General features: G+C 51.3%; 24 protein-coding genes and 1 pseudogene. 15 read left to right on the top strand and 10 right to left on the bottom strand.

Translation table 11 applies throughout. The features are described from left to right. Nucleotides 1–17 precede the first annotated feature (17 nt). From BWM17_RS00620 to BWM17_RS00630, 3 genes and pseudogenes are all read right to left on the bottom strand, one after another. Nucleotides 18–1961, bottom strand: a complete 1944-nt coding sequence (locus BWM17_RS00620) for an arginine--tRNA ligase (protein WP_309491942.1) — start codon at nucleotides 1959–1961, stop codon at nucleotides 18–20. A 170-nt stretch (nucleotides 1962–2131) separates the two neighbouring features. Continuing rightward, nucleotides 2132–3307, bottom strand: a pseudogene (gene pscS / locus BWM17_RS00625) (O-phospho-L-seryl-tRNA:Cys-tRNA synthase); the annotation flags it as partial. Nucleotides 3308–3349: 42 nt separating this feature from the next. Beyond that, nucleotides 3350–4372 (bottom strand): DUF169 domain-containing protein, encoded by a 1023-nt coding sequence (locus BWM17_RS00630; RefSeq protein ID WP_309491943.1) that lies wholly within the window; start codon nucleotides 4370–4372, stop codon nucleotides 3350–3352. A 456-nt stretch (nucleotides 4373–4828) separates the two neighbouring features. Between BWM17_RS00630 and mtrE the strand changes: the two genes are divergently transcribed. The 12 genes from mtrE to BWM17_RS00690 all read left to right on the top strand — a co-directional run bounded on the left by mtrE (nucleotide 4829) and on the right by BWM17_RS00690 (nucleotide 13491). After that, nucleotides 4829–5734 carry a tetrahydromethanopterin S-methyltransferase subunit E gene (mtrE, locus tag BWM17_RS00635; protein ID WP_309491944.1) on the top strand — a complete coding sequence of 302 codons (906 nt, stop codon included), beginning with the start codon at nucleotides 4829–4831 and terminating at the stop codon, nucleotides 5732–5734. A 14-nt stretch (nucleotides 5735–5748) separates the two neighbouring features. Next, nucleotides 5749–6489 (top strand): tetrahydromethanopterin S-methyltransferase subunit D, encoded by a 741-nt coding sequence (mtrD, locus tag BWM17_RS00640; protein WP_309491945.1) that lies wholly within the window; start codon nucleotides 5749–5751, stop codon nucleotides 6487–6489. Between the two features lie 4 nt (nucleotides 6490–6493). Next, nucleotides 6494–7297 (top strand): tetrahydromethanopterin S-methyltransferase subunit MtrC, encoded by an 804-nt coding sequence (gene mtrC, locus BWM17_RS00645; RefSeq protein ID WP_309491946.1) that lies wholly within the window; start codon nucleotides 6494–6496, stop codon nucleotides 7295–7297. Between the two features lie 10 nt (nucleotides 7298–7307). Beyond that, complete coding sequence (gene mtrB / locus BWM17_RS00650; protein WP_309491947.1) at nucleotides 7308–7646, top strand: tetrahydromethanopterin S-methyltransferase subunit MtrB; 339 nt, start codon at nucleotides 7308–7310, stop codon at nucleotides 7644–7646. 4 nt (nucleotides 7647–7650) lie between these two features. Then, nucleotides 7651–8433, top strand: a complete 783-nt coding sequence (mtrF, locus tag BWM17_RS00655; protein ID WP_309491948.1) for a tetrahydromethanopterin S-methyltransferase subunit F — start codon at nucleotides 7651–7653, stop codon at nucleotides 8431–8433. A 4-nt stretch (nucleotides 8434–8437) separates the two neighbouring features. After that, on the top strand, nucleotides 8438–8656 hold the full coding sequence (gene mtrF, locus BWM17_RS00660) for a tetrahydromethanopterin S-methyltransferase subunit F (protein WP_309491949.1): 219 nt from the start codon (nucleotides 8438–8440) through the stop codon (nucleotides 8654–8656). 11 nt (nucleotides 8657–8667) lie between these two features. Then, nucleotides 8668–8901, top strand: a complete 234-nt coding sequence (gene mtrG, locus BWM17_RS00665; RefSeq protein ID WP_309491950.1) for a tetrahydromethanopterin S-methyltransferase subunit MtrG — start codon at nucleotides 8668–8670, stop codon at nucleotides 8899–8901. A 9-nt stretch (nucleotides 8902–8910) separates the two neighbouring features. Then, entirely contained in the window at nucleotides 8911–9852 is a 942-nt protein-coding gene (gene mtrH / locus BWM17_RS00670; protein WP_309491951.1) for a tetrahydromethanopterin S-methyltransferase subunit H, read from the top strand. A gap of 91 nt (nucleotides 9853–9943) precedes the next feature. Further along, on the top strand, nucleotides 9944–10303 hold the full coding sequence (locus BWM17_RS00675; protein WP_309491952.1) for a hypothetical protein: 360 nt from the start codon (nucleotides 9944–9946) through the stop codon (nucleotides 10301–10303). 104 nt (nucleotides 10304–10407) lie between these two features. After that, entirely contained in the window at nucleotides 10408–11814 is a 1407-nt protein-coding gene (locus tag BWM17_RS00680) for a cobyrinate a,c-diamide synthase (RefSeq protein ID WP_309491953.1), read from the top strand. Between the two features lie 29 nt (nucleotides 11815–11843). Further along, on the top strand, nucleotides 11844–13262 hold the full coding sequence (gene cysS, locus BWM17_RS00685) for a cysteine--tRNA ligase (protein WP_309492369.1): 1419 nt from the start codon (nucleotides 11844–11846) through the stop codon (nucleotides 13260–13262). A gap of 49 nt (nucleotides 13263–13311) precedes the next feature. Then, complete coding sequence (locus BWM17_RS00690; RefSeq protein ID WP_309491955.1) at nucleotides 13312–13491, top strand: hypothetical protein; 180 nt, start codon at nucleotides 13312–13314, stop codon at nucleotides 13489–13491. Here the strand turns inward: BWM17_RS00690 and ileS are convergent. Next, nucleotides 13488–16676 (bottom strand): isoleucine--tRNA ligase, encoded by a 3189-nt coding sequence (ileS, locus tag BWM17_RS00695; protein WP_309491956.1) that lies wholly within the window; start codon nucleotides 16674–16676, stop codon nucleotides 13488–13490. The genes BWM17_RS00690 and ileS overlap by 4 nt on opposite strands. Nucleotides 16677–16868: 192 nt before the next feature. Between ileS and BWM17_RS00700 the strand changes: the two genes are divergently transcribed. Beyond that, nucleotides 16869–18935 carry an STT3 domain-containing protein gene (locus BWM17_RS00700; protein ID WP_309491957.1) on the top strand — a complete coding sequence of 689 codons (2067 nt, stop codon included), beginning with the start codon at nucleotides 16869–16871 and terminating at the stop codon, nucleotides 18933–18935. Here BWM17_RS00700 and BWM17_RS00705 read toward each other — a convergent pair. The 5 genes from BWM17_RS00705 to BWM17_RS00725 form a co-directional block, all read right to left on the bottom strand. Continuing rightward, complete coding sequence (locus tag BWM17_RS00705) at nucleotides 18932–19123, bottom strand: RNA-protein complex protein Nop10 (RefSeq protein WP_309491958.1); 192 nt, start codon at nucleotides 19121–19123, stop codon at nucleotides 18932–18934. The genes BWM17_RS00700 and BWM17_RS00705 overlap by 4 nt on opposite strands. A 14-nt stretch (nucleotides 19124–19137) precedes the next feature. Further along, nucleotides 19138–19947, bottom strand: a complete 810-nt coding sequence (locus tag BWM17_RS00710; protein WP_309491959.1) for a translation initiation factor IF-2 subunit alpha — start codon at nucleotides 19945–19947, stop codon at nucleotides 19138–19140. Between the two features lie 71 nt (nucleotides 19948–20018). Further along, nucleotides 20019–20216 (bottom strand): 30S ribosomal protein S27e, encoded by a 198-nt coding sequence (locus BWM17_RS00715; RefSeq protein WP_309491960.1) that lies wholly within the window; start codon nucleotides 20214–20216, stop codon nucleotides 20019–20021. An 11-nt stretch (nucleotides 20217–20227) separates the two neighbouring features. Beyond that, complete coding sequence (locus BWM17_RS00720) at nucleotides 20228–20503, bottom strand: 50S ribosomal protein L44e (RefSeq protein ID WP_309491961.1); 276 nt, start codon at nucleotides 20501–20503, stop codon at nucleotides 20228–20230. Then, on the bottom strand, nucleotides 20500–21048 hold the full coding sequence (locus BWM17_RS00725) for a hypothetical protein (protein WP_309491962.1): 549 nt from the start codon (nucleotides 21046–21048) through the stop codon (nucleotides 20500–20502). The genes BWM17_RS00720 and BWM17_RS00725 overlap by 4 nt, the downstream gene beginning before the upstream one ends. A 146-nt stretch (nucleotides 21049–21194) precedes the next feature. On the opposite strand from BWM17_RS00725, the gene BWM17_RS00730 reads away from it, so the two are divergent. After that, the gene (locus BWM17_RS00730; protein ID WP_309491964.1) at nucleotides 21195–21398 is read left to right on the top strand and encodes a ferredoxin; all 204 of its coding nucleotides are present in this window, start codon (nucleotides 21195–21197) and stop codon (nucleotides 21396–21398) included. 6 nt (nucleotides 21399–21404) lie between these two features. Here the strand turns inward: BWM17_RS00730 and BWM17_RS00735 are convergent, their stop codons facing one another. Continuing rightward, nucleotides 21405–22646, bottom strand: coding sequence for an FprA family A-type flavoprotein (locus BWM17_RS00735; protein WP_309491965.1), 1242 nt, complete (start codon nucleotides 22644–22646; stop codon nucleotides 21405–21407). A 95-nt stretch (nucleotides 22647–22741) separates the two neighbouring features. On the opposite strand from BWM17_RS00735, the gene BWM17_RS00740 reads away from it, so the two are divergent. Continuing rightward, complete coding sequence (locus BWM17_RS00740) at nucleotides 22742–24463, top strand: 2-oxoacid:acceptor oxidoreductase subunit alpha (RefSeq protein ID WP_309491966.1); 1722 nt, start codon at nucleotides 22742–22744, stop codon at nucleotides 24461–24463. Nucleotide 24464: the final 1 nt, after the last annotated feature.

Genomic DNA, 24464 nt, shown 5'->3' on the forward strand with positions numbered 1-24464 from the left:
TTAAAACACTATCGTTTTTACATCCGAAATGGCGCTTTTATGCCCAAAAGCCTCAGAGAGTTCCCCAACACCACCTGCACAGCCTTCACCAGCCACATGCGGCTTTTCTTGGCGGTCTTACTTTCAGCCTTCAAAACAGGCAGCTCATCGTAGAAGGCGTTGAAGCTGTCAGCTACTTCGTTAGCATATTCAGCCAAGATTTCAGGTTTAAGGGAGTCCGCAGCCTCCGAGAAAACTTCAGGAAGCCTAGCCAGCTTAACCAGTAGCTGCTTTTCTAGGGGATTATCCAAAAGCAAGCTGTCCCTCGGGGGAGGAGGGGGAAGGGCTCCTGCCTTTCTCAAAATGCTGCAAGCTCGGGCGTGGGCGTATTGAATATAGGGGCCGCTGTTGGCTTCGAGGTTCAGAACCCGGTCCCAGCTGAAGGTGACAACTTTCAGGGGGGAAACGCTGAGCATGGCGTATTTGATAGCCCCTAGACCCACCGCCTTGGCGGTCTCCTTTTTTCTCCTTTCACTCATATCGGGTGAACGTTTTTCCACTTCCTTGTAGGCCATGGCGAAAGCCTCCCTCATAACCTCGTCGAAGGTGACATAGCGGCCTCTCCTCCTCGACATCTTATACCCGGGAAGGGTGACCAACTCGTAGGCGCAGTGAATGAGGGAATCCGCAGCTTTGCTGACCTTCAAGGCTAGGAGGGCAAGCTTGAGTTGAAGCTGAGCCAGCTTCTGGTCGACGCCTATGACGTTGACCGCCCTGTCCGCCCAAGAAAACTTCTTCAAATGGTAGGCGATGTCTCTCGTCGTGTAGAGGGTGGTGCCGTCGCCTCGAACTAAGACCAGCGGAGAAACCTCCGGCAGCCCTTCTTGGGATGTAAGGGTGGCAGCTCCAAGAGTCTCAGCAGCTAAACGTGCGTCGAAGGTTAAGGCGCCTCTCTGAAGTTTCACGTAGGGGGTTTTCTTCAGTTTTTCCAGAACTTCTTTAACTTCGCCGCTCCACACTAGGTTGCTTTCCCAGTCCCAAGCATCAAATTTTATGCCTGCGGTTTTCAGGGTTTTTCTAAAGCCTCTGAGGCAGAGGTTAACTATTCTCCGGATAAGCTTCACAGTCCGCGGGTCTCCGTCCTCGTAGAGTTTGAGAATTTTCTCGATGCTTTTCTCCGGATCAGAGTCAGCGTTTACAGCTTCCAAGAGTCTGTCGAAGACTTCTTTCCGCTGGGATTCCAGCTCCGAGGCTATGGCTACAAGCTCACCCAGCTGTCTCTTCAGTTTTTCAGCCTCCACCCGTTCTTTGACCGCTCCCATCCTTTTTTTCAAACTTGTAATTTCCACAAGAGTGTGAACGGCCGTGTAGAGAAAGCCCAGCCACTCGTCGGGTTTTCCTTCCACCTTCGGTTTTCCCAAGAGCATAAAACCATAGGCCACCGTAGCAACCTGTCTACCCATGTCGTTGACGTAGAAATGCCGCCTCACCACATGGCCTCGCCCTTCCAAAAGCCTAGCCAAAGCGTCTCCCAGGATGGCGTTTCTGGCGGTGCCTATGTGAAGAGGCCCGCTGGGGTTGGCGCTGGTATGTTCCACCAAGATTTTCTCAGAGGAGGCTGCGGTGACAAGCCCATAGGAGCGGCCCAGTTCCTTCACAGCTTCAAACGTTAAACTAGCCAGTTGGGGGATGTCGGCGAAGAAGTTTAGATAACCTCCCACAGCTTCCACTTTGGCAACTAAATTGAAACTCAGCTTACTAAGCTCCACGCGGAGGTTTTCGGCGATGACGGAGGACTTCAGCCCTGTCTTTTGGGAAAGCTCAAAGCATAGGCTGGAGGAAAGCTCCCCGAACTGAGGTGAAGAAGGAATCGTGGTCAAGTATTTTGGAGCTTCAAAGTCGGGGTAAACCTTTCCGAGAACCGCCAAGAGGGCGTTTTCGCATTCCTCTCGAAAGAAGCCGAAAGGATTAGGGTTCACCACGAGTTTTCACCGAATTCTCAGCTGGACGGCCTGCCTCCAGCCTTCTTCCCGTCGGACTTTAAGGCTCTTGGAAATGGATGAGGTGCAGGGACGTATTAAAGTTGTGGACAGCCATCGCTCTATCCGTAGGCTTTGAAACGAGCCTTAAACCTCTCCGGAGGCCGAATTGTCTAACCGGAGGTGTAGCTTTCGGCAATTTCGTAGAAGGCATCCTTAACCTTTTTGAGCTGATCCCAGCTTAGGCTGTAGGTTGAGAGCTTGATGTGCTTGCTCATACCTCTGTGGATGCCTGTGATCCCCCTCCTGTTCAGCTCCTCCGCCAAGAAGAAACCTTTCCTCTTATGACGTTTGGATATCTCCCAGAAAACAGGGGTTTCAAAATGCATCAGATGATGTCGGTGAGGCCTATCCCCAATGAGCATGACGTCATCTAGTTTCTCCATTTCCCCGATAAACCAGCGGACTTTTTCCAGCTCTTCATTCCAATTTCTAACTCGCTCCACTACGTAGGGAAATGAAAGCATGGCGGAAACTAGGGGCACAGCGCCTACGCTACACCCGAAAAGGCTGGGAATCTTCTTCCCAAAAGCCCGGCCGCTCCAGTGGGTCACCATAGTGGAGCTTTCAAACGTTCGTTTAGCCCATTCAAAGTTGGTGACTAGAAAACCCAGAGGGCCTAGGGAGGCCATGGATTTGTGGGCTGAAACCGTCAGGAAGTCGGCTTTCATCTCCTTCATGTTCACCGGCATGACCCCGGCTGTGTACGCGGCGTTGACCATGTAGGGGATGTCATATTCCCTTGCAATCTCCCCCACCTCCTTCACAGGATTCAGGTTACCGTAGTAGGGGTCCGCATGGGTGACCACTATCAACGCGGGAAGCTTCCCCTTCTCCTTTTTAACCCGCTCTATTCTCTCAGCGAAATTTTTCGCCTCCACCCTGTACTCAGGATAGCCTCTGTGAACTGCCTCTTCCAATTCGAAGCCCGCCATCTCAGCGGCTATGACGGTTGTGTAGTGGCAGAGGGGATCGGTGACGATGACTTTGGCATATTCCCTCGACCCGTTTTCCGCTACATAGTCAGCCAAGGTTTTCATGACGGCGAATTGGGCTCCCCGGCAGCCGAAGGTATGCTCAGCCACGTCTCCCCCGAAGAACTCCGCCACATCGGCTTGGAAGTCTTTAACGGGAGGCTTGCCTATGAGGCTGGATCTCCCGTCTAGACAGTCAAAGCAGATGGCGTAGCCGGCTTTAGTCCAGCCTTCTTCCAGAAGCCTCTTCTGAACTTCTTGAGGGAGAATGCCCCCGGTCATGATGGGGTGGATGATAAGATATCCTTTGTGGGAGTTGCTGAGACGCCTATACCTTTGAAGATCTACCGTCGTCCCTTATCCCTCATGTCCTATTTTCTGCAGGTGCCGCCTAACGTCACCTACGATCGACTTGAGAAGTCTCTCCAGGTTCTCCCCAGAGTAAAGGTCCACTCCCAGTTCATCTTCGCTGGCTGTGAGAATGAAGTCTATCCAAGGACCTCGTTGAACCACTTCATACGGTCTGATGGTTTCGGAAAGCCTTTCCACCGCTTCTTTAGCCTTTTCCTCCGAAGCCATTTTCAGGGGGATGCGAATGGTAAGCAGTTTAAATCTGCCCCTCAAATCCTTGTTGAGGTAGACCCTGACGTTGGTGCCATCGAATTTTCCAAGAAAATAATCGGTTCCCTTGGACAGGCCGATTTTTTCAAGTTCTTGAACGAGGTCCTTGGGTAGGTCGCTGGCCCGGCATCCGCAGAGGGGGCCTCCGCTTTTCATAACCTCCGATATGGCTTCAGCTGCCTGCACATATACTTCAGGAGGAGCTCCGAAGATGACTTCGTCCTCTCGAAAATCAGCCAGTAGCCGGGCTCCTTTGCAGAGGAAAGACACATTGGGCTTACGGTCCAAGTAAGGTTTGGCAGTGAAATCGCTGCAAGCCTTCTCCCCTTTAAAGTCCGCGGCTAGGCTTTCGACCCCCGCACCTTTCAGGATACTGGTTAGCTCCATCATTTGTCTCGGAGTCAAAATCGCATGGACGACGTCGGGCTCTTCCTCCATCCGGCTGAGGGGAGCAACCTGTATGCCTTTCGTGTCCGCTGGCTTAACCCTAGGCTCAACCCCGGATAGCTTCGGCTCCCTGAAACCTAGGACGAAATGGGCTGTGGAGCAGGCTTCGTCGTCTTTCCCGTAAAGAAAAACCCTGTTTTCCATGGAAGCCAAGCGGAGCGTCTTACAGTACTCCATGGGTCTCTCAGGTTTGAGAGCCTCAGTTCCATGAGCGTCTTCCTTGAGAAGTTTCACTCCGACGAGGGAGTATTTTAAGCCGAGATAGCTTCTTATCGTTTCATCGATTTCCTTCCAGTTTCTTGGTTTCACCATAAGGTCACTTCCTTTCCCAGCGTTGACTTTCTGAGGAGAATAGTCTCGTAGCGCAGGTTAAGCTTTCCTCCCAATCACATATATGCTTTAAAAATTTTTCATGATGCGGCAGGGGAAAATTAACCCGCTTTCTTAAGAAAGCCAATCCGGCTGGAAACCTAAAAGCTGAGGAGAGAAGACTACCCTCTATCTGAAGCCTTTCCGCAAAGCTTTGGGATGTTTTCGGAGAGGCAAACAAAAACCCTCCGCAACTTCTCTCACCGTATAACGGTGTTATGAATTTAAATATATATAAAGATATTTCCTTACAGGCTGCAACCTACAAACAAGCCCGGAATAGGAGGTGGAGGGAGTTCGTTTTTTAGGACTCTCAACTATCCGCTTTCTTTGAAGCAAGAAGGGGGATGCCAAAAAAATATATAGTGAGAGACTTTTAACTAGCAATAATGGTCGGCCATGGAGTTCTTAACCGCCGCCATCGTCCTCGGTGTTTTCGCCTTTATTGTAAGCTTAGGAGCTATCATCGGCTGGTTTGAAGACCTAGAATCCGACACAGGCTCACAGTCAAATCCCAATTCCCAAGTTCAACTAGCCCCTCAGATGGGAGTGCGTCATCGAATCTACAACAAGGCGATTTCCGGGGAACCCATATCCAACGGGCTGTGGGGAGCGACGGCGGGAACTGTGTTCACCGTGTTATGGTACAGTTTCCAGGTTCACCCCCTCATCGCCTTAGCCGTCGCTTCATCTTTCACCACGTTGGTTCACATTTCTCTAGCGGTTTCCTCTCATCTGGGGAGAACGGCCAGCGTGAACATCTTCAAGCAACCCCTTTACTTGGATGTTGTTACAAGCCATCTTCCCCTCATCGCCTCCCACGGCTTCATCGTCAGCACGGCGCTGGTTGCCTTAGCCTACATTTTCTACAATGTTTTCTTCAGCTTGGAGGGGCTGCTCGGCTACCCTATGCCCATACCCTTCCTCAGCTTTCTGCTGGGAATAATGGCGGGAGCCGTGGGCTCTTCGACAGGGGACATTCACTACGGTGCAGAGAGGCAGTTTCAGCATTTTCCCTTCGGGGAAGGGGTTCCCAGCAAAAACTTCGGGCAGATAACCACCAAGGCGGAGGTAGGCTGGAGAACCAGCATAGATGTGACCTATTTCTGCGCCAAATACGGCGGCCCCATGGCCGGCTTCTGCTACGCGTTGATACTGCTGGTGGATAACCTACGCCTTTTGATAGGAAACTTCACCGTAATCCTGTTAAGCCTCATCACAGGGCTGATAATCTTAGCTGCGCTCATCGGTTTCAACCGGTATTTGGAGGTTTGGGCTCGGAAAAAGTTCGGTCCCTATGCTTGAGAAGGTGTCTTCCCATGATCGATGTAATGTTGCTGGTCCTGTTCATGATAGGGCTTGGAGGAATCCTAGTTTGCGTAGGCGTCTTCCTCATTCCCATAGGCGGCGCCCCAGCGGCCATGTCTACAGCGACAGGCGTTGCCACGGGATGCGAAATGATAACCATGGGCGCTGGTGTAACCGGCCTGTTTTTGGCGGCAGCCTTCTACACCAAAAGTCTCATGTTCGTGATCATCACCGCCGGCGTAAGCTCCGCCCTCATGCTGGCGATCACCATGCTCTTCACCAACCTCATCGTCATCTTCGGCAAAGGAGTTCCCCCTGCCTTCGCCACCAAAGAGCGAGACCCCATAACAGGGGACCCGATAAAACCCTACGTGACCCCGGGAACCGTCGGCCACGGTGTCCCCACCGCCCCCTATCTGGGCGGGGTGCTGGGTAGCTTTCTGGCTGGAGCGGGGGGAGCCTTGGCCTTCACAGCCATGTACCGGTTCAGCAGCGGTGCGACGTTGGCGGAGTTTGTAGGAGTCCTTCCCCAACCTGCCCCCCAAGTGGCAGCCATGGCTCTTTCCGTGATAACGGCGGTGGGTCTATACCTCATCAACGCTAACATAGCAGCTTACAGCATCCGAGGCGTCATCGAGTCTTGGCTGGATCCGAAATTTTCCAAGCTGCCCAGAGTTATCGCCGCCTGCTTCTCAGCTTCGATTCTTTTCGGAGTTCTCATCTTGTTGGTTTCAATAGGGGGTGTTGGATGAAAACATGGGCCATGTGACGAAAGGGGCTCCTAAGAAGCCTACCATAAATCCGAAATACTTAGCCATCATCGGAGTCGCCGTAGGGTTACCCGGTGTCTATCTGGGGAAGTTTTCCCCCCTAATCCCCGCAGCGCTGGCCGTGCCCGCCCTTGTTTGGGCAGCAGACGCCATTCGCCGCATAGCCGGCTACGGGTTAGGCACCGGAGTGCCCTCCATAGGTAATCTGGCCATAGGGATGGGTGTCCTCACAGCGCTGGTGGGGCTGAGATATGAGCCTGCGTTGGGCGTGGCTTTAGCGGCTCTCTGGGGCATTATGTACGGGGTTATCATCGGCAGATTGAAGATTTTGGAGATCCCTGTCTTCACCCGCTGCATAACCGAGCTGTCTGTAGGGGCCTCCGTGGGTTTGATGGCTCTCCTCAGCGCTGCTGCAGGAGGGTATACGGTGGATTTCTTCCAAGGGAGGCTTATGCCCATGATATTCTTGACAGGGTTCGTCGTCGCCGTGTTTTGGGCCACCAGCATGACCATCTTCCACCCCTTCAACGCCTGTCTGGGGCCTGGGGAAAAGCAGACTCGAACCTTAAAGCTAGCCGTTGGTGTGGCGGGAATAGACGTAACTCTCGCCGGGATCTCCGCCCTAGGAGTGGCGGGGTTGAATCCTTCTATCATGACGTTGGAAGCGGCTGTGGGCATTATCTTCCTAGGGGCAGCGGTGTGGATTGGTGGATACTATGCTTTCATAAAGGCGGCCATAAAAGAATCAGCTTCGGTGATGTGGACAGGTTTTCCGGAGGCAAAGAAGTAGAGGGAGAGCTATGGCGGCTGAAATATCTAAAGAATACGACGTGATCTTAGACGCTGAAAACGGCCTCGTGGGAGAAGCTCGGATGGATGTGGTCACTCTTGACATCATGCCCTTGGAAAAAAGTTTGAGGGAACTGGAAAAGTTGGCGGAGGAGCTTCTCTCCAGCCTCAACCCAGCTTCAGAGCCTCTGTTTTCAAGGCCTCTCCGAGGAGGCATATACAGGAGAGCGGGGCTTCTGACCAATATCTTCCTAGGCTTTCTCATCGGCTGCCTGTTCTTCGCCATTATAATATTCACCTACTTGGCGGTTACGAGCCCTGAAGCCTTGAAGGCTGTGGGAGGAGGATAGTTCCATGGGCCAAAAAGAAGGGGGCGAGACCGCGGAGCCCAAGCCTAAGGTGAATAAGGTTCCAGTGTCAGAGTGGCCTGTGGCTCCCGGAGACTATTACGTAGGCAACCCGGAGGGATGCGTGGCTGTGGTAACCCTTGCCTCCGCAGCCTTGATTAAACCCCTCCTCGAAAACCGGAACGTGGCTCTCTGTGGGGAATGTAAAACGGAAAACGTTGGGATTGAGAAGGTTATCTTGAACACCATCTCCAACCCCAATATTCGATTTGTAGTGGTGTGCGGAACCGAGGTTGCAGGCCACGTGACCGGGGGATGCTTCAAGGCCCTGTGGGAATTCGGCGTTGACCCTGAAACCAAAAAGATCATAAAGGCTCCGGGGGCCATTCCCTACATTGAAGCCGTACCTCCTGAAGGCGTGGAGAGGTTCAGAAAACAGGTTCAAATGGCAGCCATGGTGGATGTGGAAGACCTAGGAGTCATCCTAGCGAAAATAGAGGAGCTGGCAGCCCAAGACCCCGGCGCCTTCGGAGAGCCTCCGATGATCATTAAGATAGCGGAGAAGGTGGAGGAAAAAGCCGCTGTGAGAATTCCCCTGATGGTTTCCCTTCCCCCAGCCGTCGACTCTATGAGAAAAGTCGTCGGGGATGTGGAATACAAGGTAAGGCTTCTGACAAGGGAGAGAAGACTGACCATGGGTGTGTACTCCACGAGGCATTTAGGTTTCGCTCTGGGCTTTTTCGCTGCCTTAGGTACCTTGTTTCTGCTCCTCTTAGCTGGATTGGGGTGAGATGGTGGAGAAAGCCAAACGTAGGGCTGTAGAAACCTTGTACACGCCGGAAATGGCTCTCATTGAGGCTCGGATACATGACCTGAAGACAAGGTTGCTTCTCATCGGAAGAGAGAACCGTTTTGCTGCAGGTTTTTACGGAGGCTTGGTTAAAGGATTCATGTGGGGCATGATCATCTCCCTGCTACTGTTCGGAGTTATATTCGCGTATTTCATACCGTGAGGAGATACTGAATGGTCGGTAAACCGGACGGGGAAGAAGTAGTGGTTCCGACGGTAGTTACACCACCGGAGATAAAGGAGTTCCATGATAGACTGGACGCCGTCGATGAGAAGATCGAGTTCGTCCTCGGGGAGGTTGCCTTGAGGAGAGGTCTAACCGCTGGAACGTGGATGGGTTTCCTCTACGGCCTAGCGCTAGGCCTCACCATCATCACCTTCCTAAAATACGTGTTACATTGGATGTAGGTGATATGCATGTTCAGGTTTGAAAGGGAACAAACCATAGTGGAAGTTGGAAAAGTGAAGTTCGGAGGACAGCCAGGCGAGCTGCCCACGCCCTTGGCGGGCACAATTTTCTACAAAGGGCATAAAATCATCACCGACCCGAAAAGCGGAGAATTCGACAGAGCTGCGGCTGAAGCCCTGTTGAAAAAGCAGGAAGAGCTTTCAGAACTCACAGGAGTTCCGCAGGTGGTTCAGGTTTTTGCGGAGGCCCCTGAAGTCATGATCAAGTATCTTGATTTCGTTTCAAACTTCACCGATGCCCCCCTCCTCATAGACTCCACAGACGCCACCACCCGGCTTCAAGGGGCTAAACATGCAGCGGAAGTGGGGCTACAAGATAGGGCGATCTTCAACTCCATCAATGTTTCCATCACCGAACAGGAGATGGCTGTGCTCAGAGAAACCAGCCTGCCTGCTATTGTCTTAGCTTTTAACCCTAAGGATCAGACAACGGTAAAAGGGCGGATGGAAGTGATGACTACTGGAGCGGGTTTAATGGAAAAAGGCCTCCTAGACATTGCGAAAGAACTCACTGAAAAAATCCTTATCGACGTGGCAGCTACGGCTTTAAGCTTAGGGGCAGGGCCTTCTGAGAGGGCAACGTACGTGATGAAGACTAAATTCGGGCTGCCGGTGGGCACAGGCATACACAACGCTGTTTCAGCTTGGACTTGGCTTAAAAAATACAAGAAACAAATCCCTGAAGGAAAAGACGTTTACAGAGTCTGCGATATCTCCAGCTCCGTTGTCCATGTCCTATGCGGAGGAGATTTCATCCTTTACGGGCCTATTGAAAACGCTCCCTACATCTTCCCAACCGTAGCCTTCGCCAACATCATGGTGGCCGAGGCTGTTAAGGAGGGCTTGGGAACGAAGCCGGCTGAGGAGCATCCCGTCAACAAACTCTGCTAAAGCTCTTTCCTCCTTTTTTGTTTACGGTTTTTCAGCTAGATTTATAACCCTTAGGCTGAAATAATAGCTCAGAACTTCTCAGGTGTTTTATATGAGTTGGAGAGTGGCCAGTGAAATAAGGCAGAGGACAGGGCACCGGTTCAACATAGTCATCCAAAGCCTGCCTGAAGACAGCGAAGCGGCCATGACCTTCGAGGAGCTTTTCAGAAGAGTGAAGGCCAAAGAGTTTCTCGGGGATGAAGCCGAACTTGCGGAGAATCTGGATGCTTTAGAAAAAAGAAGAGAAATAGGCGTGAAGACAGGACCCGACCAAGTCAAGAGATATTGGGCAACTCCTAGAGGAAAACTGGAGACTAGAAAAAGAAAAGCCCTCATAAAACTTCACACCCAAGAGCTTACGGAAAATGAAGTGGCTGCCTTAGAAAGAATGGCCTCTAAACCTAAAGCCTAGAAGCGCTAAACGGCTAGGCGAGCTTGAAGGGCCCTGTTCCGTAACTCTCACCGTTTCCGGTTTTTATTAAAATTTATAGAAAGCCAAAGCCTCGGCGGCGTGAAATGAAACCTCATTCAAACGCGGACAGCTTGAAAAAACCGCGGCTGGTGGTGGCGGGGGCTCAGAGCAGCTCAGGGAAGACCACAGTTACCTTAGGCCTCGCGGGGCTTCTCATGAAAAGAGGCTACCTAGTTCAGACCTTCAAAGTAGGCCCTGACTACATCGACCCCAGCTATCACACTGGCATCACCCGGAGGCCGTGCCGAAACCTCGATTCATGGATGGTTCCTCTGCCCCATCTGCTGGAGATATTCGCTCACGGCATGGAAGAAGCTGACATAGCCTTGGTGGAGGGTGTCATGGGCCTTTACGACGGTATCCACGGCGCAGGGGAGGCTGGAAGCACAGCGCAGGTAGCTAAAAGATTGAAGGCGCCTGTGATCCTTGTAGTTGACGCTCACAGCATGGCGAGGTCCGCTGGAGCTTTAGTTTTAGGCTACAAAAGCTTCGACCCCCAGCTCAGCCTCAGGGGGGTGATTCTGAACAGGGTCTCTTCCCTCTCCCACGCTCAATGGTGCAAGGAGGCGATCGAGAAAGCAGCTAAGATCCCCGTCGTAGGCGCTATACCCAAGAGCGGGGAAATAGAAATGCCTGAACGCCATTTGGGGTTGATCCCTGTAAAGGAAAAAGAAAGCCTAGGAGGTTATTTTTCAAAGATAATCTCCCACATGGAGTCCCACGTGGACTTGGCCATGATCTTGGACGTCGCTGCTTCAGCCCCAAAATTGCCTGAAGTGAAGAAGGTGCTTTTTCCGTCTACTTCTCTTCCTAAAAAAGTGAGGGTAGGCGTCGCCTTAGATGAAGCCTTCAATTTCTACTACCAAGAAAATTTGGACTTGTTGAGTCTCCACGGCGCTGAGCTTGTGCCCTTCAGCCCCATCCACCACCGGAAGCTTCCCGAGGTAGACGGCCTATACTTGGGAGGAGGATTCCCGGAAGTGCTTCCCAGAGAACTGGAAGCTAACAAGACCGTGAGAAACGAGATAAGGAAGGCGGCAGAGGACTCCATGCCTGTCTACGCGGAGTGCGGAGGCTTGATGTATCTCACGAGATCCATCACCGATTTCAACGGCCGCACGTATAGGATGGTGGGTATTTTCGACGGCAGGACCCTTATGACCAAGAAGCTCTGCCTAAACTACACTTTAGCCAAAGTGGTGAAAGGCCACCTGCTGGCTGGTCCGGGAGCGAAACTGAAGGGCCATGAGTTTCACTATTCAAAGATCGTGGAAATCCCCCGGGACGCCGTCTTCGCCTACAGCATGGAGAAAGGCTACGGCATCGACGGGAAACATGACGCTTGGAACCTGTATAATACCTACGCCTCCTACATGCATGTCCACTTCGCCCACAGCCTGAAATTGGTCAGAAATTTTATTGCACACTGCCAGAAATACAGCAAACACTGAAGGGAGGACTGAAGGCTTCGGGGTTAAAAATATATAACACGCTGACAGGCCGGGAGGAGGAGTTTAAACCCATAGAAAGCGGAAAGGTGAAAATCTACACCTGCGGCCCCACCGTGTACGACTACGCCCATATCGGGAACTTCAGAACCTTTGTGCTTCAAGACGTTCTAAGGAGGTGGCTGAAATACAAAGGCTACGAGGTCTACCAAGTCATGAACCTAACCGACGTTGACGACAAGACCATCAGAGGCGCCAGAGAAACCGGTCTCTCCTTGAAGGAGTATACCGCCAAGTATACGGAGGCGTTTTTCGAGGACGCGGATAAACTTGGCATTGAAAGAGTTGAAGTCTACCCCAAAGCCACCGAGCACATCCAGGAAATGGTAGAACTGGTCAAGAAGCTCATGGACAAAGGATTCGCCTACCGAGGGGAGGACGGTTCGGTGTATTTTGACATCTCAAAATTTCGGGAATACGGCCAGCTGTCCAAGGTCAAGCTACGCCTTTTGAAGGCGAAAGGCCGAATCAAAGCTGACCAGTACTCTAAGGAGGAGGCAGAAGACTTCGCCCTCTGGAAGGCGTGGGACGAGGAAGATGGGGATGTTTTTTGGGAAACAGAGCTGGGGAAAGGTAGACCTGGATGGCATACCGAATGCGCAGCCTTGTCCATCAAATATCTGGGGGAAACCTTCGACATCCACGCCGGCGGAGTCGACCTCATGTTTCCTCACCACGAAAACGAGATAGCTCAGGCAGAAGCGGCGACTGGTAGAAAATTCGTCAACTACTGGCTTCACTTCAACCACCTGATGGTGGAAGGGAGAAAAATGTCCAAGTCTCTGGGAAACTTCTACACCCTGCGGGACTTACTTCAGAGAGGCTACCACCCTAAGGCCATAAGATACGTTCTGCTTTCAACCCATTACCGTAAGATATTAGACTTCTCCTTGAAGAATCTGGAGAAGGCATCTGATGTCGTCGGAAAACTAGAGGACTTTCTCCATCGACTAAAGGAAGCCAAGGGAAGGAAGGAAGAGGGAGAGAGAGAAGAAGCTGAAAAGCTGATTTCTCAATGCAAAGAAAGCTTTGAAGCAGCCATGGACGACGACTTGAATGTAAGCATTGCTTTAGCCTCGGTGTTCAGACTTGTGAGAGAGGCCAACAGGCTTATCGACGAAAACAAGCTTGGAGAGAAGGAGGCGGAAGACATGGAAGGCTTCTTAAAAAACGTGAACAGAGTCCTCAACCTCGTCGAAGAAAAACCCAGACCGGAAAAGCTTCCCGAAGAACTGGAGAAACTTCTCATCAAAAGGGAAGAAGCCCGGAAGAATAGAGATTGGAAAACCGCCGACGCCCTTAGGGAAGAGCTGGAGAAGAAGGGGTTAAAAATAGAGGACACACCGAAAGGGGTGCGGTGGAAGTGGAAAATCAGTTCTCCAAGGAGTTAAGAAACTTTATTTGAAAGTTCACCGCATCTACTAGCCTAGGGATTGGGTTATGCCTCAACTGGCTGTCTGTAAAGATTGCGGCCATCTTCTCTATAAGGGCGTCGACCTGAAGCCGGCTGAGGAGATCATCCAACTTAACGGTGGAACATGTCCTAAATGCGGACGGAAACTGGAATTCTTCATTGACAACGTGGAGATCTTTCCGGTGGAGGACTTGGAAAAAAGCTAACTCCGAATTCTTTCCAGCAATATCTTTATTTTTTCCTCCCCCACCAGCCACTCTTTTAGGTAGGCACCTTCTCCGGCTGGTTTAACGTTTTCTATGTTCTTCAGCCTCAGGTTTCGGATTCTAACCTCGGTTTTGATGTAGTCTTCCATCTGCTTCAATATGGATAAAGTTTCCGAGCTGGCATACCCTAGGGTGGCGTCCACGTAGTCTTCGATGTTCAACTGCATGTCTTTCCTCATAAGCTGGGCTCTCCGAACTATTTCCCGGGCTGCGGATTCTGCCAGAAGCTCAGGGGTCTTAGCTGTATCCACATACACACGGCCGTGGTCAAAATTCTCCGCAACGATGCTACTCGGGTAGATTTCTTCAACCTTGAAGTCTTCTTTTTGAAGCTTGTAGGTTTCCCCCTCCACGGATACTTCGACTTCCCCCTTCTCTTGGAGCAACTGGAGGGCTGTTCCTTCTCCCATCTTCTCCAAGCCGGCCAACACTTTGGGAAAGGCGGATTTAAACTTCAAACCCAAAGAGGCATGCTGAGGTTGAAGTTTAAGCTTTAGGAAGGGCGGCCGCTCTCCAGGGCGAAGAATGAGTACTTCTTTGGCGTTGGCTTGGTTGAGGAGTATCTCCTTCCTTCTGGTAAAGGCTTCGTGAGCCGCTTGGTCTGAGGGGAGCAACGTGACCGTCCGCACAGGCCATCGGAGTTTTATCCGCCCTTTTTGCCTCGCGGCAAGGACGGCTTTCAAGGCTTCTCTGCAGATTTGAATATCCCTTTCAAGAGTTTCGTCCACCAATTCATTTTTTCTCTCAGGCCAACTGCAGAGGTGAATACTTTCAGGCTTCCCGGGGGATAGAGCTGAGTAAAGTTCCTCAGCCAAGTAGGGGGTGAAAGGGCTCATGAGCTTCAAGGCCTCTAAGAGCACCGTATAGAGGGCTGTGTAGGCGGTCATCTTCTCCACAGCCTCAGCTTCAATCCACGTTCTCCTCCTGATCAACCTGAGGTAGAATCGGCTTACATCCTCGACCAAGAAGTCGAAGACTTCCCTTAAGGCTTTGTGAAGCCTGAAGTTCACGAGGTTCTCGGTGACCTTCCCTGTCATAGATTGGCATCGGGAAAGAAGCCATCTGTCTTCGTCTTTGAGCTGCTTCCAAATTTTTTCCAGAGGCCAATCCTCAGGATTGAACCTGTCCAACTGCATGTAGGTTACTGCAAAGGCGAAAACGTTCCAGACCACGTTTAAGACTCTTTTCACCTGGGAGAGTTCTTCAACGTCAAAAAGTAAGGTGTCCTCGGGGGCAGCCTTACCGAGAAGGTAAAACCGGGTTACGTCAGCCCCGTAGAGGTTTAGGATTTCCTCAGTCCAGATTACGTTGCCTTTAGACTTGGACATTTTCTGGCCGTATTTGTCGAGGACATGGCCTTGGCATAAAACCTTCACGTAGGGGGTTTTATCGTAGAGGGTTACTCCCGTGGCTAGGAGGGAATAAAACCACCCACGGGTCTGGTCCACTGCTTCGGTGATGAAATCATAGGGGTAAAGTCTCTGAAAAAGCTGAGGGTCTTCCAAGGCGTTTATGGATGCGGAATGAGCTACACCGGAATCCAGCCAGCAGTCGAGAACGAAGGGAACGCGGCTCATTTCCTCTCCGCAGCGAGGGCATTTTAACACTACCTCGTCTATCCATGGACGGTGAAGTTCAAGGCGGCTGGGGAGTTTTTTGGCTTCTTTCACCAACTCCTCCCGGGTTCCGATAACTTTCAAGGCTTCGCATTTTCCACACTTCCACACATTGAGAGGGCTTCCCCAAACCCTTGTCCGCGAGATACACCAGTCTTCCGCGTTGCAAAGCCATTCCCCGAATCTGTTTCTCCCAGCCCACTCCGGAAACCATTGGACTGAGCTGTTTTCCCCCAGCATCCTTTCCCTGAGAAGGGAGACTTGAAGAAACCATTGTTTGTCCGCCCGGTAGAGGAGGGGAGTGCCGCATCTCCAGCAAGTGGGGTATTCATGCTCAATTTCTCCAGACCAGACAAGCAGCTCCTTCCTTTTCAGGTCCTCCACTACTGCCTTATTTGCCTCTCGGAAGAATATCCCCCCATATTTACCCGCCTCCCCGGTGAAGAGGCCCTTTTGGTCGACAGGGCAGAACACGGGTATTCCGTATCTTGCGCCAACCTCAAAATCTTCTGGGCCGTGGGCTGGAGCTGTGTGAACGCAGCCTGTTCCCTCTTCCATGGATACATGCTCCCCGCAGATGACGGCGTGGTCGTGAAGGTTGGAATGTCTTCTGTGAGCAGGAGTTTCTTCCATCAGCGGGTGAACATACTTGGCGCCTTCCAGTTTCCGACCGTTGAAAGAGTCAACTTTAACGTAGTCTTCCACTTTAAGCTGCTGGAAGACGCGGCTGCGAAGTTCTTCGGCGAGAATCCAAACTTCCTCCCCTACTTTAACCTTGACGTAGGTGTGATCCGGGTGAACTGACACAGCTTCGTTTCCCACCAGCGTCCAAGGGGTTGTCGTCCAGATTAAAATATACTCCCCGGGTTTATCCTCTAATTGAAACTTGACGATGATGGAAGGGTCTCGTAGGGTGGCGTAGCCCAGACTCACCTCATGGCTGGAGAGAGGTGTCTCGCAGCGGGGACAAGTGGGTACTACCTTGTAGTCTTCTTTAAGCAGTCCTTTTTCGTAGGCTTTCTTAATAAACCACCACACAAACTCAATGTACTTATCTTTCCTCGTCTCGTAGGCATGGTCGTAGTCCAGCCATAAGCCGAGTCTTTCAGAGTTTTTTCTCCAATGTTGAATGTAGAAATCCACCAGCCTACTGCATTCTTCAACAAACCGGCTTAGGCCTATCTTCTCTAAGTCTCCCTTGGATTTTATCCCTAGGTTTTTTTCAGCCTCGATCTCCACAGGCAGACCTTGACAGTCCCATCCGGCTTTCCGCCAGACGTTTTTCCCCCGCATAGCTTCGAAGCGTAAAACAGCGTCCTTCATCGCCCTTCCGCGAGCATGGCCGATGTGCATGAAGCCGTTGGCCGTGGGGGGGCCTTCTAGGAACCTGAAAAGAGGCCCGGTCTCCCTTAGCTTGGAAAGCTTGTCTCGGATGCGGTTTTTAACCCACATTTCGGAGACTTTTCTCTCCACTTCAATAGGATCGTAGGAGGGCTTGAGATTTCTCATGACATTACCACTGAAGGGGTGATCTGTCGCTTTTCCTTCTTAGATGCGTGTTCTAGAGATAGAAATTCAGCCTATAATAGTTTTTTACGCGATCCACGCGGCGAGATTTCAAAAAAATTGGGCCTATAAAACAAATTGAGGCGGCTGCTAAGGTTTAAAGCCTTTAAAGCTATTAAAAAACAGGGTTGTAGGATGACGGCCAGAAAGCCGGTGAAAATGCTTTCGAAAGAAGCGCTCCGTTTCAGCCTTATGGATGAAGCTTCAAAAATCGCTTTCTCCGGATTCTTTCAAGCGGGTCTGCTGGCCCTCATCGCCGGCTTGGCCTTCACCGTGCGCATACTGCCCTTGCAGTGGGGAGCTTACCTCTCAGAGTTTGACCCTTATTGGCATTTTTACGTCAGCCAGCATATCGTGGAAGAGGGGCTAGGGTGGATTTTCAAGCCTGAAGGCTGGCGTGACTTCCAGACGTGGTATCCTTTTGGGAGAGACGTACCCTCCACAACCCCCATGGGGTTGCCCCTAACAGCAGCTGCCTTCTTTTTCCTCTTGAAAGGCTTCGGCCTATCGCTACTGGATGTGGCTATTTTTCTTCCCCCAACTATGGCTGCCGTCACCTGCGTGGCGATTTTCTTCCTAGGGAAGGAGGTGGGAGGCCGGGAGACAGGCTTACTTGCCAGCCTTTTCTTGGCTTTCAACAACGCTTACGCCAGCAGAACGGTCTTAGGGTTTTTCAAACATGAATCCGTAGGTATTCTCGCGATCGTCTCTATATCCCTTTTCTTTCTCAAAGCCTTGGACAGCTCCAAACCCCTCAGTCGGAGTGTTTTCTTCGCCGTGCTGGCGGGACTGGCTTTAGGCTACCTCAACATCTCTTGGGGGGCCTTCTACTACATGATGACGATCCTTCCTCTCTTCCTTTTCGCAGCCATAATCTTTCGGGAATACAGTTCACGCCTGTTCATCGCCTACTACATCACTCTCAGCCTCGGCATCCTCATCGCCCTCCCTTTTCCCAGGCCTGGCTTGGGGGTCATAGCCTCGCTGGGAGGGTTAGCCGCTGTAGCCGGCTTTTTGGAGCTGGTGCTCTACGAAGGCCTGAGGCGGGTTAAGTCTCTCAAGAGCGGTTATTTGCCGACCATCCTCAGCTTGGTCGTGGTGGCTGTGGGAGCGTTGATTCTCAGCCAATTTATGGCAGGGCTTCCGGGAAAGGTTCTCACCGTCTTGGATCCCAGCCTCAGAGTCGCCACCCAGTCAGGGGTCATCATGGAGTCGGTGGCGGAGCATAGGCTTAACACGTGGGCTTCCTTTTACATGCAGTTTGGAAATCTGCTTATTCTCGCTCCCTTGGGCTTTTACTTCGCTTACAGAAGAAAAAGTCCATCAGACCTTTACTTGATCCTATTCGGAGTCACAACTCTCTATGCTGCTGCTTCCCTCATTAGGCTGAACCTCATCCTAGCTCCGGCCTTCAGCCTCCTTTCAGCCTTCGGGGTTGTAAATCTGGCCAAGCCTGCTATTGCCGCCATAAAGAAAGTAGAGCTTAAACCGGTTAAGAAGGTGATATCAGCCGTCAATCCAAAGCTGGGATTGGCTCTGCTTCTGATTCTGCTAGCGACGATGGCTCCTACCTTCTACAGGACCGTTGAAACCTCCGAAGCCCCAGCCACCATAGCTTCCAGCAGCGTTCCAATAAAAGAGTTTCGGGGAGACTGGTTGGAGGCCTTGGAGTGGATACGCGGCAACGTCCCTGAAAACACTCCCATCATCTCCTGGTGGGACTACGGCTACTGGATAGCCTTGGTGGGCAAACACCCCAGCGTGGCGGACAACGCCACCATAAACGTAACTCAGATAGCACACATAGGGCAGATTCTCCTCTCGGAGGAAGCTGTTGCCCTCGACCTGTCAAGAGAGTACTTTGACACCGACTACATACTGATCTTCGTAACAACAGCCCCGATTGGAGCTCTTCAAATCAGCCATTTACCTTGGGGATATGGAGATGAAGGCAAATGGGTCTGGATGGCCCGGATCGCTCAAGGAACCCACCCTGAGATAAGCGTGGAGAACGCTGATAGAAATGGGGACGGTCTACCGGATGAGCACACTCTCTTGGGCAAGGTGATCCTCTACTCCATCGGCCGCATTGCAGAGGAAGATTTTGAAAAATTCGAAGTAGCCTACGTTTCTCCGTCCCATTTCTGGATCGACCAGCCTAAAACAACCACGCAGGTGATAATTCTTAAAGGTAAGGCTTAAGCCGAGCTTTCCGCCGCCTGTTTTTGAGCTATTTTCTTCATAGCTCTTCGATATTTGCCGTACTTATCTTCCACTGAAAACTTAGGGGGAATGGGGGAATATATGGTTCCCCCGCACTTGGGGCATACAGTCTGACTTAAAGTGTAAACTCCGCAGTCACGGCATTTTCTAAGAAGGGACGGTGACAAGGGATAACCCCTTTTCAGCTTGTTCTTTTGAATGTTCCTTGACCACCCTGTCTTCGAATTTCGCTGAGGGCGCATTCTACGACTTCTTGAAGAGTCTTCTCCGCTTCCTTGTAGTTTCTAGCCACCACTTCCACGGCGTAGTTAGGCGCACCCAGAGTGTATATGTCGACATTGACCTTCGCCTTTTTTGCTTTCTTAGACCGGCATCCTAGAAGGACGTTTTTGATCACTTCTACCCCTCTAGCTTCGGGGCAGGCAAGCTGCAATACTCCTTTTATTTTCACCGTGGGTAATTTTATCCTCTGCCGAGCTACTTCCCTCAGAGCAGCAGCCCAATCTTTAGGTATCTTTAGCTTTTCAGCGAAGTCTTCTCCTTTCTCCAGTAGTTCCTCCAGACCGGCGTAGGCGTTTTCAAATTTCTCTTCCAGTTTGGCTGTTACTTCTCGAGAGAAGGATTTTGGGTCCAGCTTTAGGTTTGCCGCGGCGATTTCCAAGATGGATTCGACTTTTTTCCCACGTTTCCATTCTAGAAGCTTGTCCTGTCTTTCTTTACCGCTGACTCTTCTCAGCGACAGGTCTATGTGCCTTTTTTCAGGGTCAACTCTTAAAACTTTCAGAACGACTTTTTCCTTTTCTCTGACGTAATCTCTGACGTTTCTAACCCATCCGGAGGAGACCTCTGAAATGTGAAGCAGCCCGTCCATGCCTTCGTACTCGTCCAGTTTCACGTAGGCGCCATATTGGGTTATCCGGTCGACTGTGGCTATGACCAGTTCTCCTACTTCAGGTAGCTCCTTTTGGCTTATCGAAACACCACCTTCCAACCGGCTCAAACTCCCATAATTGTTGTCTCTTCCAGAAAATACCATGCGCCCGAAACAGGCATTTCCGCTGTTCATCCCAATCTTTCCACGATTTCTCCCTTGAGGACTAGTTTCCCTCCCTTCGGCTCCCCCAAGACCGCTCCGCATACGTTGCAGTTCACCGTGATGGAGGCCTTGTTGAAAGTTATCTGCTCGTTGCCGCAGTCAGGGCATTTCACTTTCACAAAGAGACTTTCAGGCTTAGGTATCAACTCGCCTCTTTTAACCACGAGCATTCCCCTCATGTTACTTCAACTTTCCTCAGCCTTATGCCGCGTTTTTGAAGCGTATAGCCGCACTGCTTGCAGGTCAGTTTCACCACTGCCTTCTTGGTCGTTTTACTCGTTCTTTTGAGTTCGGGAAATTTCTGTCCACCGTAGCCGTGCTTATCTCTTTCATGATGTCTCGCCCCGGCGGAGAGGGCTCTTTCTTTCCCTTTCTTGTAAAGGGAGAGGGAATGAGCAGTGTGTTTTCTACATCGGGGGCAGTAAACGTTCACGCTCTTCGGAAACCTCATGATAGTTCCACCCTTTTAGCTACTCCGTATTTAATTAATCCTTCTGCTATTTCCGGAGGAAGGCAGGCTACATCTTCAACCTCAAAGGGCCCGTAGGCCCTCAGGTCAGCCCCTACCAAAGCTGGGGACTCCTTAAGAAAACGGATAAAAACCCCTCCCCGTCCTTCTTCTGCCCTAGGAGAAATCTCTCCCTTTTCAAGAGTTGCTTTTAACCTAGAAAAAATCTTGGCAGCGTCCTGCAATTCCTCGTAAACGGCTTTTTCTTCTTCACCCAAAGGCGGCTTCAAGGTTTTTTTATCTGAAAGCAGAATCGATTCAGCCATTTTTTTTAGTCGGAGGTGAATTAGGTCTGAGGCTAGGAGGGTTGCTTTATTTTTTTCTTTTATTTTTAAGCGCGCTTTGAGAGACCCTTTGTCTAGGTCTTTGACTTCATCATCAAGCTTTTTCAAATAAGAGCTAAGTTTTGCGTAGAAATCCGAATTCAACGGGCTGAGTTCTTCGGTTTCGCTTTCCTTACGCCATGCCTCGTAGAGGTCTTTAAACATTCAAACCGCCCGGGGGGATTGACATCCATAATGCGCTTATTTTGAAACGCTAACCCCAAAATAAGGATTCTGTTCCGCGGACCTAGGTTTCACGCGCCATTTCTCTGTTGGGGTTAGAAAAGCTTAATTATTTCAGATGAGACCTATTGGCGGTTGAATTGAAGAAACCCAAAGTCGACCGGTCTAAGTGCGAAGGACACGCGGTATGTGTGGGGATAGCCCCTGAGGTTTTTGAACTGGACAGTGAAGGTAAGGCTTACGTAAAGAATCCTGAGGGCGCTGATGAGCAGAGCATCGAGGATGCCATAAACGGCTGCCCTGTGCAGGCCATTTCTTGGGTAGAAGAGTAACACCTTCTAAACCTTCGGAAACCCGTGTTTCCCGCCTTCATAGAAGGCGATGTCTGCCACCCTTCTTCCCATAACCCTAGCCTTTTCTAGGTCCTCCGAGAGAGGGCTGCCCCTCACCTCCAAGGGGTTTCCCACCAATCTAAAGCCTAAGGCATTAAGCCGTTCCACCAGTTTTTTAACTCCTCCCCGAGACCAACCGAAACTTCCGAAGGCCCCTGCAACCCTTCCTGTCAGCTTCTTACTTTCCAGAAGGCGGAGAAAATGGGCGACGGGAGGGAAAAGGCCGTGTTCATAGGTGGGGGTGCCAACGATGAGAGCTGGAGCGTCTAATAGGGCTCCCAGCGTCTTTGCAGGAGCATCCTCAACCAGATTGCAGACTACTGCTTCGCCGCCTGCTTCTTCGACGCCTTCTACCAGAGCTTCCACGAGTTTGAAAGTTGTCCCGTACATGGAGCCAACGGCTATGACCACTTTTCTGGCATAGTCCGGTCTGCTCCAAGATGACCAGAGGCTTATAACCTCCTCTCTGTGAGCGGTGTAGACTGGGCCGTGGCTTGGCGCCAACACCTCGAACTCAAGCCCTAAAGCTTTGAACTTCTCCACAGCCTTCAGCACGTACTCCCTGTACCTGCTGATGACTCCTGCGAAATACTCCCTAGAGGCTTCCTGAATATACCGTTCAACATCTTGAATATCAGCATCTAAAATGGCTTTTTCAGGAAGACGCTTGAAGGATCCGAAAAGGTCGCAGCTGAAAAGGATTTTTTCCTCGGCGAGATACGTGCTCATGGTCTCCGGCCAGTGGAGGAACGGTGTTGGAACGAACCTGAGAGATTTTCCTCCCAGATCGATTTGGGTGCTGTCTCCTCGGACGATGAGAGTTTGGGGCTCGAGATGGTAGAAGGCCTTGAGCATCGAAAAGGCCATGGGCGTGAGTACTACTTTGGCTTTCGGTGCCTTCTGCAAAAGTTTGGGCACAGCTTCCGTGTGGTCTTGCTCCATGTGGTTGAGGATGAGGTACTCTATCTCCGCTGGGTCGATAACTTGCTCTATTTTAGCCAGATGCTCTTCCTCGAACCTTGACCCCACCGAGTCGATTAACGCTATGTTCTTCGAACCTACCACTAAGTAAGAGTTGTAGGAGACACCTTCCGAAACGTCCCAGAGGCCTTCGAAAAGCCTCGTCACAGTGTCATTGACTCCTACCCAGTAGACGCTGGGGGCTATTTTCAACGTTTCAGTAACCAATGCTACATCATCAAAAAGGCATCACTCCTTCCTAAAATTTAATTTTTAGCCCAATTCAAAACTATCCTTATATGGTTAAACAGGTGCAGGGAAACATGGTTGAGTTTAATTTCAGAGCCGGCGGAGCCGCCGGTCAGGGTGTTCAAACCGTCGGATATATTCTGGCGAAAACCTTGGCAAGGGGTGGCCTCTACGTGCACGCTTCTCAAGATTATGAGTCAAGGATCCGGGGAGGCCATAATTTCTTCCATATTCGCGTGTCTGAGAACCCAATCTACGGCACTTCCGAGAAAGTAGATTTGTTGATAGCCCTAGATAGTCGGACCGTCGATCTACATTCAAAAGCTCTCACGGCGAAAGGAGTTGCGGTGTTCGACGGGGAAAAGACGGGAGTGGAGGCAAGGGAACCTTGCTTTTTCGACGTCCCTTTTGAGCATCTGGCCTCAGAGGCTGCTGGTAGAAGCATGTTCAGTAATACGGTGGCCATCGGCGCAGCCCTCAGTCTTGTCCGCTATGATTTCAGCATTTTGCGAGCTGTGTTGACGGAGGCTTTCCAAGCGAAGAGCAGGAAGATCGCGGAGGACAACGTTAGGGCTGCGGAGGCGGGCTACAAGTACGCAGAGGAAAATTTCAAAGGGAGCTTGGAGGTTGAATTGAAACCCACCCAACGTCCTCGAAGGATGCTGATCAACGGGGCTGAATCTGTGGCGTTGGGAGCGTTGGCTGCGGGATGTAAATTCATGAGCGGCTACCCTATGACGCCTTCCACTGGGATACTCCAATACATGCAAAGTAAATCAGCTGTTCTCAAGCTTGTAGTGGAGCAGGCGGAAGATGAGATTGCCGCCCTCAACATGGCAGTGGGCGCTTCCTTCGCAGGAGTTAGAGCCATGACCGCTACCTCCGGGGGAGGCTTCTCCCTGATGGTGGAAGCCTTCGGTTTAGCCGGCATGACTGAAACCCCGGTGGTGGTGGTGCTGGGCCAACGGCCGGGTCCGGCTACAGGTTTTCCTACTAGGACGGAGCAGGGTGAGTTAGAGTTCGTCATCCACGCTGCGCAGGGGGAGTTCGCCCGAGCTGTTCTAGCTCCACGCGACGCTGAAGACGCCTTCTACCTCATGAGCAAGGCTTTCAACATAGCTGAGAGGTACCAGATTCCCGTGGTGGTGCTGACCGACCAGTATCTGGCGGACTCCTATTGGACGGTGGAACGCTTCGACCTTTCTAAGATAACCATCGACAGAGGAGAGCTACTCTCAGAGGAGGAGGCTTCCAAGATTAAAGACTACGCTCGCCATAAGTTGACGGAGTCAGGGATCTCCCCCCGCGCTCTCCCCGGGTACCCAAGGGTGCTGGTGGTGACGGACAGCGACGAGCATACGGAAGACGGCCACATCACCGAGTCCGCCGAAGTCCGTGTTAAAATGGTTGAAAAGAGAGTTTGGAAGACGAGAGGACTAGAAAAGGAGATGACCCCTCTCACCTACGGTTCTGAGAAGGCGGGAACAGTTCTGCTGGGTTGGGGTTCCTCTTACGGTGCGATAAGGGAAGCTGTAGACCGTCTGAACGGTGAAGGGTTTGAGGTTAGGATGCTTCATTTCAACGGCCTCTGGCCTTTCCCAGCGGCTGCCACCATGGAGGCGTTGAAGGGTGCGGAGAGGAGGATCATGGTTGAAAGCAATGCCACAAGCCAGTTGTCAAGAGTCATCAGAGCTGAAACAGGAATTCAGATGACGGGTAAAATTCTCAGATATGACGGCCGGCCTCTCACAGCCAGCTTCATCGTGGAAGCTTTCAAAAGGGAGGTGGCATCCTAGG

This window comes from Candidatus Hecatella orcuttiae, assembly GCF_002009985.1.
GTDB classification, from domain to species: Archaea; Thermoproteota; Bathyarchaeia; order Hecatellales; family Hecatellaceae; genus Hecatella; species Hecatella orcuttiae.